The sequence below is a fragment of the Comamonas sp. 14P8.1.4 genome (genome assembly GCF_057799285.1).
This window is the reverse complement of sequence record NZ_JBYOKN010000001.1, coordinates 442,629-457,127: the sequence shown is the minus strand read 5'-3', so window position 1 is coordinate 457,127 and position 14,499 is coordinate 442,629. Positions and strand designations below refer to the sequence as shown.

13 protein-coding genes are annotated in these 14,499 nt (G+C 45.9%); all 13 read right to left on the bottom strand.

The window, feature by feature from the left end:
• Positions 1-78: 78 nt before the first annotated feature.
• The 13 genes from AC27VO_RS02120 to wbpD all read right to left on the bottom strand — a co-directional run bounded on the left by AC27VO_RS02120 (position 79) and on the right by wbpD (position 14,497).
• Positions 79-717 carry a sugar transferase gene (locus AC27VO_RS02120; RefSeq protein WP_488665052.1) on the bottom strand — a complete coding sequence of 213 codons (639 nt, stop codon included), beginning with the start codon at positions 715-717 and terminating at the stop codon, positions 79-81.
• Positions 714-1,961, bottom strand: a complete 1,248-nt coding sequence (locus AC27VO_RS02115; protein ID WP_488665051.1) for a glycosyltransferase family 4 protein — start codon at positions 1,959-1,961, stop codon at positions 714-716. The genes AC27VO_RS02120 and AC27VO_RS02115 overlap by 4 nt, the downstream gene beginning before the upstream one ends.
• A complete protein-coding gene (wecB, locus tag AC27VO_RS02110; RefSeq protein ID WP_488665050.1) occupies positions 1,958-3,037 on the bottom strand; it encodes a non-hydrolyzing UDP-N-acetylglucosamine 2-epimerase in 1,080 nt (359 codons plus the stop codon). Before wecB ends, AC27VO_RS02115 begins: the two co-directional genes overlap by 4 nt.
• Before the next feature lie 68 nt (positions 3,038-3,105).
• A complete protein-coding gene (locus AC27VO_RS02105) occupies positions 3,106-4,227 on the bottom strand; it encodes a glycosyltransferase family 4 protein (protein ID WP_488665049.1) in 1,122 nt (373 codons plus the stop codon).
• Positions 4,228-4,245: 18 nt separating this feature from the next.
• A complete protein-coding gene (locus AC27VO_RS02100) occupies positions 4,246-5,382 on the bottom strand; it encodes an N-acetyl sugar amidotransferase (protein ID WP_488665048.1) in 1,137 nt (378 codons plus the stop codon).
• Positions 5,383-5,386: 4 nt separating this feature from the next.
• Positions 5,387-6,151, bottom strand: a complete 765-nt coding sequence (locus tag AC27VO_RS02095; RefSeq protein WP_488665047.1) for an AglZ/HisF2 family acetamidino modification protein — start codon at positions 6,149-6,151, stop codon at positions 5,387-5,389.
• Positions 6,148-6,762: an imidazole glycerol phosphate synthase subunit HisH gene (gene hisH / locus AC27VO_RS02090; RefSeq protein WP_488665046.1), complete on the bottom strand. Its 615-nt coding sequence runs from the start codon at positions 6,760-6,762 to the stop codon at positions 6,148-6,150. Before hisH ends, AC27VO_RS02095 begins: the two co-directional genes overlap by 4 nt.
• Positions 6,759-7,922 carry a glycosyltransferase gene (locus tag AC27VO_RS02085; RefSeq protein WP_488665045.1) on the bottom strand — a complete coding sequence of 388 codons (1,164 nt, stop codon included), beginning with the start codon at positions 7,920-7,922 and terminating at the stop codon, positions 6,759-6,761. Before AC27VO_RS02085 ends, hisH begins: the two co-directional genes overlap by 4 nt.
• Positions 7,923-7,955: 33 nt before the next feature.
• Positions 7,956-9,278, bottom strand: a complete 1,323-nt coding sequence (locus AC27VO_RS02080) for an O-antigen polymerase (protein WP_488665044.1) — start codon at positions 9,276-9,278, stop codon at positions 7,956-7,958.
• Between the two features lie 366 nt (positions 9,279-9,644).
• Positions 9,645-10,913 (bottom strand): lipopolysaccharide biosynthesis protein, encoded by a 1,269-nt coding sequence (locus tag AC27VO_RS02075; RefSeq protein WP_488665043.1) that lies wholly within the window; start codon positions 10,911-10,913, stop codon positions 9,645-9,647.
• Positions 10,903-12,780, bottom strand: coding sequence for an acyltransferase family protein (locus tag AC27VO_RS02070; protein WP_488665042.1), 1,878 nt, complete (start codon positions 12,778-12,780; stop codon positions 10,903-10,905). The genes AC27VO_RS02075 and AC27VO_RS02070 overlap by 11 nt, the downstream gene beginning before the upstream one ends.
• A 24-nt stretch (positions 12,781-12,804) precedes the next feature.
• Positions 12,805-13,908 (bottom strand): DegT/DnrJ/EryC1/StrS family aminotransferase, encoded by a 1,104-nt coding sequence (locus AC27VO_RS02065; protein ID WP_488665041.1) that lies wholly within the window; start codon positions 13,906-13,908, stop codon positions 12,805-12,807.
• Positions 13,909-13,915: 7 nt separating this feature from the next.
• Positions 13,916-14,497, bottom strand: coding sequence for a UDP-2-acetamido-3-amino-2,3-dideoxy-D-glucuronate N-acetyltransferase (gene wbpD / locus AC27VO_RS02060; RefSeq protein WP_191722712.1), 582 nt, complete (start codon positions 14,495-14,497; stop codon positions 13,916-13,918).
• Between the last annotated feature and the right edge of the window lie 2 nt (positions 14,498-14,499).

Here is a 14,499-nt window from a genome sequence, read left to right as displayed (position 1 = left end):
GCGCTTGAAACGAGGCGCAAATACAGCACCAAAGTACTGCAAGGTGAAGCAACGACGTACCAGGGGACAGGCACGACTCTAAGGCAACGGCCCTGTGCTCGCTCCAGGCTGCGCCTGATTTCCCGCCCTCGCACTCCCAGTGAACTTACCCATGGTTGCCTCACCTACTGCACTGATACCTTCGCGCACCAGCACCTTTTTGACCGTGAGCCACAAAATCTTGATATCCAGCACCAAAGACTGGTGATCCACATACCACGTATCCAACGCGAACTTCTCTTCCCAACTGATCGCATTGCGGCCATTGACCTGTGCCCAGCCTGTCACTCCTGGACGCACCGTGTGCCGACGCGCCTGCTCTGGCGTGTACAACGGCAGATACTCCATGAGCAATGGCCGCGGCCCCACCAAACTCATATCGCCTTTGAGGACGTTCCACAATTCGGGCAATTCATCCAAGCTGCTGGCACGCAGAAAACGGCCAAAAAGCGTAATGCGTTCAGCGTCAGGCAGTAGCGCGCCATCTGGGCCACGTGCATCTGTCATGGTGCGAAACTTCACCATCTCAAACGGCTGCCCATGCAAGCCAGGGCGTACTTGCCGAAAAAGCACAGGGCTGCCCAGCTTGCGCCGCACCAGCCATGCCAGGACGCACAGTGGAAGCGCTAAAGCCATCAAGCCCAGCAATGCCGCCGCAAAGTCAAACAAACGTTTCATGAATGCCCCGCCGCCTGCTCTGCATGCACAGCGTCTAGCGTCATGGCCAATCGCCCGGCAAGCTGCTCAAAGCCATGGTTTTGCTCCACGTATTCACGCCCTGCACGCCCCATGCGCTCTCGCTCCTCCAGGGGTGTTGCCGCTAATTTCAAAATTGCGCCAGCAAGCGCATCAGCCTGGCCTGCTGGCACTGAAATGCCAGCCTTGGCATCCGCAACAGGGTTGTTCACAGCGTTCGAGGCAATCAAGATGGGGCGCTCCGCCGCCAGATAATCAAATAACTTGTTCATGCTGATACCGAAGCGATATAACTGCGGCAAATCAAGCACTGCAATCACAAATGCATCCGCCTGCGCGGCCAAAGCCGGAATCTGACTCTTGGGAACTGAGGGTTCAAACGTCACATTGCTCAGGCCCATAGCCGCCGCCCGGGCTTGCAATTCGGGCTTCAAAGGCCCATCACCAATCAAGCGCAGCCCAATACCTGATCCAGCAGCACTTTGCTGCACAAGCTGCATCGCCTGCAGCACGTTATCAAGTCCATTGGCTTGCCCATGTGCGCCAAAATACATCAGGGTAAAACCCTTGTCGGGGCGATCCACGCTTGGATTCAAACGTGGAAACAGCGACAAGTCCACCCCGTTTGGAATCCACACCACGCGCTCCCTGGCTATACCCAGTGGAACGATGTATTGCCAAGCCTGCGGCAGCAGCACGATCGTGCGTGCCGCACGCCGGTACAACCAAACTTCTAGTTTGCGCAACACCTTGGTGACGAAGGCATCGTCCCGCAGCCGACCCATATCCACCAGCGTTTGCGGCCACAAGTCACGCACTTCAAAAACAAACGGTACCTTGAACCGCCGCGCCAGCAAGGCACCTGCAACCGCAGCAAAAGGGTGAACGCTAGAGCCAATGATCACATCCGGGCTACGGAGCGCACGCGTCGTACGAGGCAACATCACACGCCATGTGTAGTGCAGCATATTGCGCATGCGGCCTCCGCCGTTACCACGGTACTCTGGTGTACGAACCCATAAAAACGGCACTCCATTGAAGTCATCACAGCGCTGCTCTTCCCCTGCTTGTAGCCGCTGATGTCCACTTTGGTGCTCCACACTGGCAGCAATCACCGTCGCCTGCCAGCCAAACTTTTGCAAATACTCTGCCAAGTGAAAGTGACGTGTGCCACCTGCACCGCCGGGTTCCTGCGCGTAGTGGTTGAGAACCCAGACGTGTTTCATGCTAGCGCTCCGCCAGCCAATACCTGAGCCACCCTCTGCGCCGCCATACCACCACCGTACAACTGCCCTTCATCTGTAACCAACCGCCCCAGATTGGCACCTACAGCGTCCTGAATGGCTACGGCATCGGCCCCAACCAAGGTATTAGCACCTACCTCTACCAGCTCGACCCATTCGGTCTGATCGCGCATGGTGACGCAAGCTTTACCAAAGAAAAAGGCTTCTTTCTGCACCCCCCCACTGTCCGTGATCACCAGCGCGCAGCGGCGCAACAATGCCACCATTTCCAGATATCCCACGGGGTCAATAACTTGCACTTTCAAATCTAAGTCCGCCTTGGCAATCGCAGCACGAGTACGTGGGTGCAGAGGCAGCACTACAGGAGCCTGATCCATATGCAGGGCATTGAGTGCACCGACAATGGCACTCAGCCGCTCCAAGTCGTCGGTGTTCTCTGCACGGTGAAGAGTGGCCAAAATAAAGCCATCGCCCACCACTCCTTCCACCCGCGCCTGCGTAGCAGCCTGAGCAAATAACAGGGCTGCATCCTGCATCACATCGCCCACCTGCAACAGCTGCACAGGCTTGGAAGCAAAACCCTCCCGCTGCAAGTTGCACATGGCAGCTTGCGTGGGACAAAACAGAATGTCACTTATCTGATCCGTCAGGATCCGGTTGATTTCCTCAGGCATTCGCATGTTGAAGCTTCGCAACCCCGCCTCCACATGTGCCACAGGAATATGCAGCTTGGCTGCGGCCAAGGCACCAGCCAGCGTGGAATTGGTATCGCCATACACCAGCACACGGTCCGGCTTTTCAGCCTGCAAAATGCGCTCAATCTCCACCAACATACGCCCCGTCATCTCTCCGTGACCGCCACCATGAATATCCAACTGGTGATCTGGACGGGGAATACCAAGCTGGGTAAAAAATACATCCGACATATTGCTGTCGAAGTGCTGTCCGGTATGTACCAACACCTCATGCAAGTCTGCGGTTTGCGCAATGGCTCGTGAAACGACGCTGGCCTTGATGAACTGCGGACGGGCACCGACGATAGTTAATATTTTTTTCATGGGTATATTTTATTTTTAATAGCTAATAGCGCTTACTCAGCGAGAGTTTAATGCCAGTTTTCTTCAAATTACTTCAACCCGTCATATAGCTCTATAAGTTTTTTCTCTTCAATTGCCCAGTTGTACTTTTTCTGCACTACACGCTGCCCATTGCGCCCCATTTGCTCGGCCTCCAAAGGATGCGTGACCAAATAGTCAATAGCCTGTGCAATGGCCACAGGATTCAACGGATCGATACACAGCCCGCAAGCGTTATCGATCACAATTTCGCGCCACAGGGGAAAGTTCGAGGCGATCACGGGTACACCTGCACTCATGTACTCAAACATTTTGTTAGGTTGCGCATCAATATGGTTAGGTGATGGCAAGAAAGTCACCAATCCTCCCACTGCAACAGCCAATACATCAGCAACGTCTTTTCGCCCCAAAAAACCTAAGGCATCTACCTGCTGCCAACCAAAATGCTCCTGCGCTTTAGTTTGCGCATCTGTCTCAGAAAACTGCCCGACCAACTGCAGTCGTGCACCCGACTGCACCTGGGCCATGGCCTGCACCACTTCCAAAATTCCGCGAATCTTGGTAATGCCCCCTACATAGCACACCTGCTGCTGCTTACGCGCCCAATCAATATCACCGCAGGCAAGTTCACCCAATAAGGGAAAGTTGTTGATATCCACAGAGTACACGCCCATTCCCAGAAACTTATCCCGGATAAAGGGCGTTGCAGCAATCACCGCATCCAGCTGGCGGCACACCCATCGCTCGTACACCGCAAAAGTCTTGGACACCAGCAGCTTGGCCAGCTTGTTTAAATAGGGTTTGCCCAAAATCTGCTTGGGCACATCCTCATGCGCATCAAAAATCACCCGCTTGCCCAGCTTTTTTAGCTTGAGGCCAATGGGAAGCAACTCCGGATCATGAAGGTGGTACACATCAGCATTCAGCTCCAGCGCCTTGGTCAAAACACGTGCCGGAGCGTGGCGCATACGGTCCAGACGCCCTTTGGATGCACCGGCATCTTCAATCCGCACGCCTTGCTTTTCCTCATTGCCCAGACCATCAGCCACGACCAAACTCACTGCATACCCATGATTAGCCAGTGAAGTACACATTTTCAAAAAAATGCGGGTGTCGTAGCGAGGATGGGCCGACGTGAGATGGGCAACTTTTTTGCAGAAGGCTTCTTTCATATCAAATAACACCGATCATTAATAAGATATTTTTATATCTTTTCTTATTATCTTTGTAACTGTCCGCTTGGCACTTTTCACAAATTTATAAAGACCATTCCAGTTAGAAAAATCAGTATATTCATGTTTCTGCACCGTCATGAAACCATCAAAATCTTCCCGAGAAATTTTTAACTTTTTGCACAAATATTTTATATCAACGTCAAGTTCTTCTTGAACGTACAAAGGCTCATCCAATTTACATATAGCCTCATCACGGGACATTTGCCCAGAAACTATCAAACTTGATAGGTGCGGGCGCCTCTTATCCATATTAAATTTTTCTGGTAAATAGTGATTTTGAAACCACTTTGTGAATATCGATTCGCCATGTTTTCTTGGATAAGGTTTGTAGCCCACTTTTTCTTCTAGTTCTTGCAATGCCTCCGATTTATCATAATGCATATAATTCAAAGGACGTAATACCCGCATTTTCTTGACGAATGGATACCAAAAATAATAATCAAAAAAACTTATCGTTTGATAATTCTTCAACTTTCTAGAACCATATTTTTTATGAATATCCTTCAGATTAATAGCGTCCATTGCGCTGCCATGCCATGACGAAGGAAAAATACTTTCAGTTGCTAAATTACCACCAGATAAAATATAGCGAATACCATTGCGTGTCGCAAAATGATATAGACCTGCAAAAAAAGCGTGATCTTGTGCTACGTCCTGGTTCGATATGCCTGCGCGCAGATATGCTAAGTGCAAATCACGCATGTCTTCCCAATCCACCACATGGGTATGCAGGTCGTAACCGCAATGCTTGACGACTGCCTCAATATTGGCAACCGCCAATTCACTATTCCAGCCTGCATCAACGTGCATCACCAGAGGGCGTAACCCCCACTCATGTGCTTTGATCGCCAAGTAAGAACTATCTACTCCACCACTCAAACCAATAATGCAGTCATATTCGTGACCTTTCCCTGCAGCCTTGATTTCTTCAAGGTAGTCGGCCCAGAGACGGTGACCTTCTTCGTTTGGAAACCATTTTTTTTGAGTCACTTCTTCAAATTGACGGCAATGGTTACAAACACCCATCGCATCAAACGTGATTTCCGGATCGGTCGTGTCCATCACGCACCGAGTACAACATTGGTAGTTCATATCTTTATCCTTTTGCAAGAAGTTTTCCCAGATCTGCTGTCTTGGGATAATTGATCAGCACAGCACGGTGTTTTCCGTGAAATACGAACATACTGCCCGCCGCCACAGCCGATGCGCCCCCATCATGGACAGCCTCGCGCAAATGTTCCAGCGTGCCTGCACCTCCGCAAACAACTACTGACACCGGAGCCTGCGATACGCTACGAACCAGCGCCAGGTCGAATCCGGCCATGCAGCCGTCGCGCTCCACATCATTGATGAACAGCTCACCCACTCCAGCCTGTACGAGACTCTGAATGTGCTGTTGCAAATTCAGCCGCGTATCCACTGTCGCCGACTTGGCCATGACGCTATAGCCACCGAACAGTTTTTTTCGCACATCGACTGCACCCACAATAGCCTGGCTGCCAAACACTTCAACAGCGGCTTTAATGGTGTCTGTTGACTCGGTAGCTAGAGTGTTGATAACCACCTTTTCAACACCAGAGCGAATCAAGCGCCGTATCTGCTCCAGGTTGCGCACTCCGCCCCCATAGGCTACAGGCATGAAGGCCTCTCCAGCCATCTCTGCAATCAGCTCATAGTTGGGTTCACGGCCATCGCGAGAGGCATCAATGTCAAGAATGACAATCTCGTCCGCTTCTTTGTCACTGAAAATACGCACCGCATTAACCGGGTCACCCAAATAGACTGCATCTTTGAATTTTTTAGTTTTCACCAGTCCATTGCCACGAAGTAGCAGGCAGGGAATCACTCGCGCCTGAATCATAGTGCCCACCTAGCAAAAGAACTCAGCAATTGCTTGCCAAAACGATGGCTTTTTTCTGGATGAAACTGCACCCCTGCAATATTGCCGCACGCTACGGCTGCAGAAAAATCCAAACCGTAATGTGCCTGCAGTAGGACATCAGCAGGATTTTTCGGAACCATGTAGTAGCTGTGCACAAAATAAAACCGTGTATCTGCTGTCATTTCTTGCACCAAGGGGTGATCGGCCTGCACAGGATTGACCTGATTCCAGCCCATATGCGGGATACGCAAGGCAGGCAATGCAGGGAAACGCTCCACCCGCATATCCAGCCAGCCCAGCCCAGGCTCCACACCCTCTGCACTCGACTGTCCCAGCATCTGGGCTCCCACACAAATCCCCAGCAACGGCACACCACGCTGCAATACCTGCTGCTCAAGCACAGGAATCAAGCCACTCGCTCGCAAATTCTGCATACAGGCATCAAACGCCCCATTGCCAGGCAGGATGATGCGCTCGGCTTGTTCAATCTCATTAGCCGCTCTTGTGACATTACAGGCTATTCCGAGCCGCTGAAGCATATTCACCACTGCGGCAATATTACCGATATCGTAGTCAATAATAGCAATCATTCTTCAACCTTTTTGGGTACTGCAGAAAAACCAATCGCGCGATATCCTTCTAGCATTTTCTGCTCTTGTACTTCCCATGCATGTTCGCACGCCATAGAGTATGCATTAGTTTTCATGATTTTTAAATCATTCTTCAAAAAATTATCAAGAGCTCGATTAATAGCCTCAATTGAAAAGTCTGAAATAACTTCTCCCATATTTTTTCTATTAACTAACTCAGACATATCTTTCATATCTGAAACTATAACCGGTAAACCTGCCATGGCATATTCAAACAACTTATTAGGCATACAATAATCATGATTCAAACAAGTTTTCTGAATCAAATGAATGCCAATGTCTGCAGAAGATGTGTACTCAAGAAGCAATTTTGGTGTAACGGCAGGGTAGAAAAAAATATTTTTACATAGATTGGCAGCTACTTGAATTTCCTGCTGCAATGAGCCATAACCCATGAAAACAGCAACTAACTTTTTATCTTTACGAGATTTTAAAGCATTCAAAATCAAACCAACGCCACGCCCAGCTATCAAGCCACCTTGATAAAGCAAGATGACTTGATCCTCACGAATACCCAGTTGTTCTCTGAAACGATTATTTTTTTGAAGTTTATGCTGATTGGGTGCATTCAAAACCACGAGTGGCCGCTTGATATGGTATTCATTAGCATACCAGTCTGCGATGCTTTCACTGACGACGATAGTCATATCGGCGTGTTTGATCAGTTTACGCTCCAACCATTTTGAAAGTTTTTTCCTAAGCCCTCTAGCCCCATTAGTTTCAGTTTCCAATTCGTGCGCATCATAAATCAGACGTATGCGCCATGCATACTTAAGCAGCACTCCTAATGGTAATAAACCCAAGGAATGCACATTCACACAATATATTTTTTTATTTTTATAATACAAAAAAACTCTAGTGCAGTATTCAAGATATTTCAACGTTTGAAATAGAATATTTTTGCCAAATTTGCGAGTTATCAAATTAAAACGATGGGCGTGGATATCTGCTCCAAAGGTTTGATCAGTCGCCAAACCTTCCGCATGCAAGGCAGCCACATGTATCTGAGAAAATACCTGCGCACAAATCAGGCTCGCGGCCTCCTTCATTAGACGACTTTCATTTCTGAATTCAGTGAGGGAAATATGAAGATTATTCATAATATTATCTTAAATAGAATAGAATTAATTATATTATGCACGACTGTAAATTCTAATCTTGCCACTTCCAAGTAATACTGCAAGCATAAATATCAACATGAATATAAGATGAAAATCATATAAAAAACCACTGAATCCCGTAATGGCCAGGGTTTTAAAATGAAAAATCAACCAAACAAAAAAAGCAACTGTCATAGTATTTAATTCGAGCCTGGAGAATAAATATGAAACCACAGCAACAATACTCCCCATCATGAAGGCGACAACAGGAATTCCAAGAAAACCAAAATTCGCATAGGCTTCTCCCCAAAATACTGTAGGCATCGTCCCAACCACCTCTCCGGAAAGCATTTCTGGAAATACCCAATTCATGACGTCAATAGTGTATCGAACTGGTGTATACGGAAGAATTCCCCCAGGATTTGGAAATGTTCTGCCAACGAGAAATTCTTGTTCGCTTGGGAAATATTGAAGATAAAAATAAGCTGGAGAAATACTACCAGAGAATGCCCTCGAAATAATTGATGCAAATGCATCCAGTACAGTTGAGCTACCCATGAAATATATATAAAAAATAACCAAAATGGAAATAATGCCCCCCCCCAAGGTGATTAAACTTTTTTTGGGCATCAGTCCATCAGACTTAACAAGATAGTGCATCATGACTAAAGCCATTAACAATCCAACAAATGCTGCTTTCTCCGTTGCCATTGTTGCAACAAATGAAGATATTAAAAATGATATTAGAAATAAAAATAAATTAATTGCATTTTTATTTTTAATAAAAATAGCATAAAAATTCAATGTTATTAAAAATCCAAGATTGTGTAAAATTAAATGATACCAATGATATCCACCACCCTCTAAGTTATTACCCATATTGCTTCGTGCAATAGCAGCTTCAGCAACGCCCTGTTGGATCGCTGTAAAAAGTGCAATTTCTCCAACTTTTTTTATATATAAGAAAAGAATAAGGCACAAAAATGCAAAAAAACAAAGAGAAATAGATTTCTGAACAAAAGATAAGTCAGATATTCTGGAGGAAACAACAGGAAAAGGTTTGAGTCGCAAAACTCTTCTTATAAAAATGACGCCGCCCAAGAAAAAAACCATATTTACAAAAGAACAAATCAGTGTCAGAAATACATTTTCCCTATCGATCACACCGATTGCCATTCGGTATTCGTCCATCATAAAGAATAAAGGCAATGTTCCGAGAAACGAAAATATGTATATTGATAAGGTAGTTACATTTACTATGCTTATTTTATTGATCTTCTCATCAGCTATTTTTAGAAGAAAAACCATGCAAAATGGACTTGCAAAAAATAAAAATAAAAAAGCTATTTCCAGCATAATTTCTCCATTAACTCAATAAATTTTTATCTTCAAAAAATAAATTATGTCAGAGTACGTTAAATATGCCATTATTCAACATCTCCTAAATAAAAAAATTACACGCAATCCAATCCAAAAAACAAGTATTAAAAACACAAAAAAATGTACTCTAGTTATCAATCGATAATGAATACTTTGAAAAAGCAGAAATACAAAATTTAAGGCAAAAAAAACCAACCCTGCCTCCATTTCGCCAATATTAAAAATATTTGTAGAAAAATACAGCATCAACAGCAGTACCTGTACAAAGCTAATTAATTTTACGAATTCTAATTTCTGGTTAAATTTCATTTAAATCGTCATACAAGTTCAAACATTAAACAATTAATTAGAATTATTTGATTTCTTATTAAGGACAGCAAGAACAACAACTAAATATATTGTGTAAAACAATAGTCCTGACAACGCGTAGTACTCGACGATATAAATATGCTCAAAAAATGCAAAAAAATACACACCTCCAGCTCTTAGGAAAATTCCAAAAATTTGAAGATAAAAAGCAATTTTATGATTATCTGTAATGTATAGTGATGTAGAAACCGGTGAAGTTATGAACTGCATGAAAAACCACGGAACCATCCAACTTATAAGCTCTCCAGTACGCCTCCAGCTTTCGCCAAGAAAATAAGAGATTAAACTTGGTGCAAGAATTGCTATGACTATTGAAGGGATGAATGCAATTTTAGCCAACCCATAAATGGTTTTTTCCGTAAATATTTTCAACTCACCTTGGTGAAAGCGATTAGATCCTTCAGACAAATAAACTTGAGAAACTGCGCCACTTATCATCCCCATCGGCGTTGATAATAGCTGCATAGCCAGCATGAGATACCCGGCCTCAGCACCCAATGCATAAGAAGCAATTAAAATTACAGGTATTTGGATACTTCCTGTATTAGCAAAAACCTCAACTGTTGAATATTTTGGAAATTTTTTATATCTACGTAATGCAAATTTAAGATGTTTAAGCCTTACACTTCGAAAAATATTCCAATCATTTTTCCTCAATGAAGAAGCAAAGCTTATAAAACCCGCACTTTGTGCAATCAATTGTCCAAATACAAGTCCAAATGCTGATCCACTAAGAAAATATCCTGCCCAAAGCTTTACGCCAGTACCTCCGAGTGACTGTGTTATTTTGGTTTTAGATATCAATCCGAATTTTTTATTTCTTATGGACCAATACTGTAATGCATTATATATTCCAACGCATAAAACGCCCAATGGAATCAACCAAATAAATTGATAAACTTTTTTATCCAACAAATCATGTATGAAATTAGGAGAAATTAAAATCAGAAGAGAAATAAAAAAAACAAATATAAATACATTAGAAATTGACAAAATACACAGCGACGCAGCCACTCGATTTGATTTAGGCAATGGAATTGCATACTCTAAACAAAGACCAGAAACTGCAGTTATCATTGATAATAATGAAACATAAACAGCTAAAACAGAAAAATCCTCGGGAGTATAAAGACGCGTTAAAATTGGCAGTGAGCAAATAGCAATTAACTGTCCAATTGCAGTACCACCTATTAAAACAAATACTCGGCGAACAAATGAATTTTCTAGCAATCTATTTTTCATAATATTTCCAAAATAGATTCGTCAATATTTTTTCGAACGTGCTGCGCGCAACCATGGCGTAGCGTTTCGCGCCCTCTTCATTCAAGTGATTATCATCAAAATAGATCGGTACACTGTCAAAAAAAGGGGCTTGATCAAAAAAACCAGAAGACTCGAAATTCAAGCTGGTGACTCTTGGATAAAGCTCAGCGTACTGTCGCAGCATCAAGTTGGACTTTTCATAAGCGGGGTCAATATCAATTATTGAATCAAGACCCAGTGCTCTGAATCGTATGGCCCGCAGCGGGTTCTTTCTTAATAAAGGCTCTTGTTCAAGAAGATAAATTTCCTTACCCGCCTGACTTTGCTCTGACAAAAAAACATTCAAAGCCTTTTTAAAGTCCTCAGATGCCAATTGCCAGTTCCAGCTTGCAGCCAGAAATAGCACCTTTGTGTGCGGCAAATATTTCTTGGCCTGCTCAATTTGTTCCAAACAGGGTCGATGTGCCCACTCGGCAATACGTTGATAATCAAACCCTGGAATGGTCACGCAACTGCTGGCAGTGATGATGCGCGCCTTGAACCCCAAATCCTTTCCCAACTGGTCAAAAAAGAGATTGAGCATGGCTGCATGAGAATCGCCCAGAACCAGCACTTCCTTGTCGCTGTTCAGATCACCTTTGAGGCAATCGTCAACGATCTGTCCATGGCAAATTGTTGCGGGATCAGCGTAGCGCTGATATTCGACGGGCAGCGGTGGAGGTGATAGCGTTTGATTGATTTTGGCCATCCCGCCCCCCACTCCCAAGACCGAACCAGCCAGTAAACCGTAACCCAGCATTTTTCTCAGACGGGACAGGTTGCTCGAACGTAGTGGTATTTCTACCCAATAAAACGACAAGCATGCTAAGAGCCAGGTCAAGGCAATAAACAGCAGACTAAACGGTACATCCAGTACTTGCGTGCCTGTGTAGTAGCGCAGCAAGGCCAATACCGGCCAATGCCACAGATAGAGTGAATACGACAGTTCGCCCAGAAAGACCATAGGCTTGCTTGCCAGCACTCGCCCTACCCCACCTTGAGCAGGGTGCAGCAGAGCGAGTGCAGCTCCAGCCACAGGCAACAAGGCCAGCAAACCGGGGAAAGGTCCAAGTTGAGGCTGCAAAGTGGCAGCCGCGATGATCAAGACCATTCCTAACTTGTTGAGCCAAGGCTTGCTTTCCTTTGATGCTTTGCCAGCATACAAATGGAGTGCTACGAGCGCTCCAGCAAAGAATTCCGGCAGACGCGCATATAAGCTGTAGTAAGTTGCCTGCTCGATAACCAGTACACGCAGACGATATTCCGCTAAGCAGGTGAAGCCGAGCAGCAACGTTGCAAACAACCATTTGAGCGCCTTGACGGGCAGTAGCAAAACCAGCAGTGGGGCCAGCAGGTAGAACTGGATTTCTACTGCCAGCGACCAAGTGTGCAGCAGGGGTTGTTCATGACTAGCAGGAGCGAAATAATCACCAAAGCCAGCAAAGTAATTGTTACTGTTGAACCATGCTGCTTGATTCAGGCCTTTTTTATAAATGGCAAGATCTTGCGGCAAAAACAGGACTGCGGAGAGCAAAGAGACTACCGTCAGCATTGCAAAATACGCAGGTGCAATACGTTTCAAGCGACTGACGTAGAAGTACTGCAGCGTATCAAAGAGTCGGTAATCTGATTGATTTTTTTTGTGCAGCAATATGCTGACAATCAAAAAACCAGAGATAACCAGGAATATGTCGACCCCGACAAACCCACCAGGCATCCAGGCAGGGTTGAAATGAAACAACATCACGACCGACACCGCAATGGCACGCAGACCTTGGATGTCGGGGCGGTAATTAATGGCGCTCATTAACCAGCCGATTTATGTCGCTTGCTACTGCTGGGCAACTAATGTTGCAATTTGGGTAATGCTTTCTTCGCCCAAATAAGGGTGCATGGGCAAACTGACCACCTTCTGCGCAACTGCATCACCCACAGGTAAATATGCACCCGCATCCGCCACAGCAGGCTGCAGATTCAACGGTATTGGGTAATGCACTGCTGTAGGAATGCCTTGCGCCTTAAGCTTGTCTTGCACTTGCTGGCGGTTGGGCACCTGCAGCGTGTATTGGGCCCATGCGCTGGTGTTGCAGGACTCAACATGTGGAAGCTGAATGCCAGACGCTTCGTCACCTTCTTGTACGAACTTTCGCAATGCATCAGCGTATTGCAGGGCGACTTGCTGGCGCTGGGCAACTTCTTGGTCCAGTACAGCCAGTTTCGGCAGCAAAATTGCAGCCTGGAGCGTGTCCAAACGGCTGTTCACACCTACGCGAACATGGTGGTAGCGGCGATCTTGCCCATGGCGAGCAATCTGGCGCATCACTTTCGCCAGTTCATCATCATTGGTAAAAATAGCCCCACCATCGCCGTAGCAGCCCAAGGGTTTGCTTGGAAAGAAACTGGTACAGGCAATAGTGGTGAGATTGCAGCTTTTTCGCCCCTTGTATGTTGCCCCAAAACTTTGGGCAGCATCTTCAATGACAGTCAAGCCGTGTTTCGCGGCAATCACATTGATGGCGTCGTAATCGGCACATTGCCCGTAAAGGCTCACGGGGATGATCGCTTTGGTCCGCGGAGTGATGGCTGCTTCTAACAACTGTGGGTCAAGATTGCAGGTACGTGGATCAATATCTACGTATACAGGCTTGGCACCCAGCAGAGCTACGGTTTCAGCCGTTGCGATGTAGGTAAAACCAGGAGTAATGACTTCATCACCGGGTCCAATACCCAATGCCATTTGGGCGATTTGCAAAGCATCTGTGCCGTTAGCCACTGAAATGCAATATTTTGCACCGGTATAAGCTGCTAATTTTTCTTCTAGTTCAGCAACTTGTGGTCCCAAAATGTATTGGCCATGATCCAATACACGCTGAATACCAGCATCAATTTCTTTTTTTAAATTCTGATACTGCGTTTTAAGATCAATAAATTGCATGGCTTACTCAGGCTGGTTGTTGTATGACGGTAGTGCCACTTAATACATAAAGTTTTCCGGAGTGCGCGCAGACTACTTGCCCTTCTCCTTTAAGCGGCAGATTTAGTTGTTCGCCAAATTCGCTCATCCAGCCAATTTGCTTTGCGGGTACACCCACCATCAGTGCGTAATCTGGCACATCTTTATTCACCACCGCGCCGGCGCCTACAAATGCATAGGCACCCACCGTGACACCGCAGACAATGGTGCAGTTGGCGCCCAAAGTGGCGCCTTTCTTAACCAAAGTATCGCGATATTCATTTTTTCGCTCAATCAAAGAGCGGGGGTTATAAACGTTGGTGAAGACCATACTTGGGCCGCAGAACACGCCGTCTTCCAGTGTTACGTTGTCATAAACGCTCACGTTGTTCTGTACTTTGCAATGATCGCCAATCACGACTTTGTTACCAACAAAGACGTTTTGTCCCAGCGAAACACCGCGGCCAATTTTTGCCTGCGCACAGACATGAACAAAGTGCCAGATACGGCTACCTTCTCCAATCTGCGCGCCCTCGTCGACGATGGCGCTGGAATGCACTGAATAATTCATGA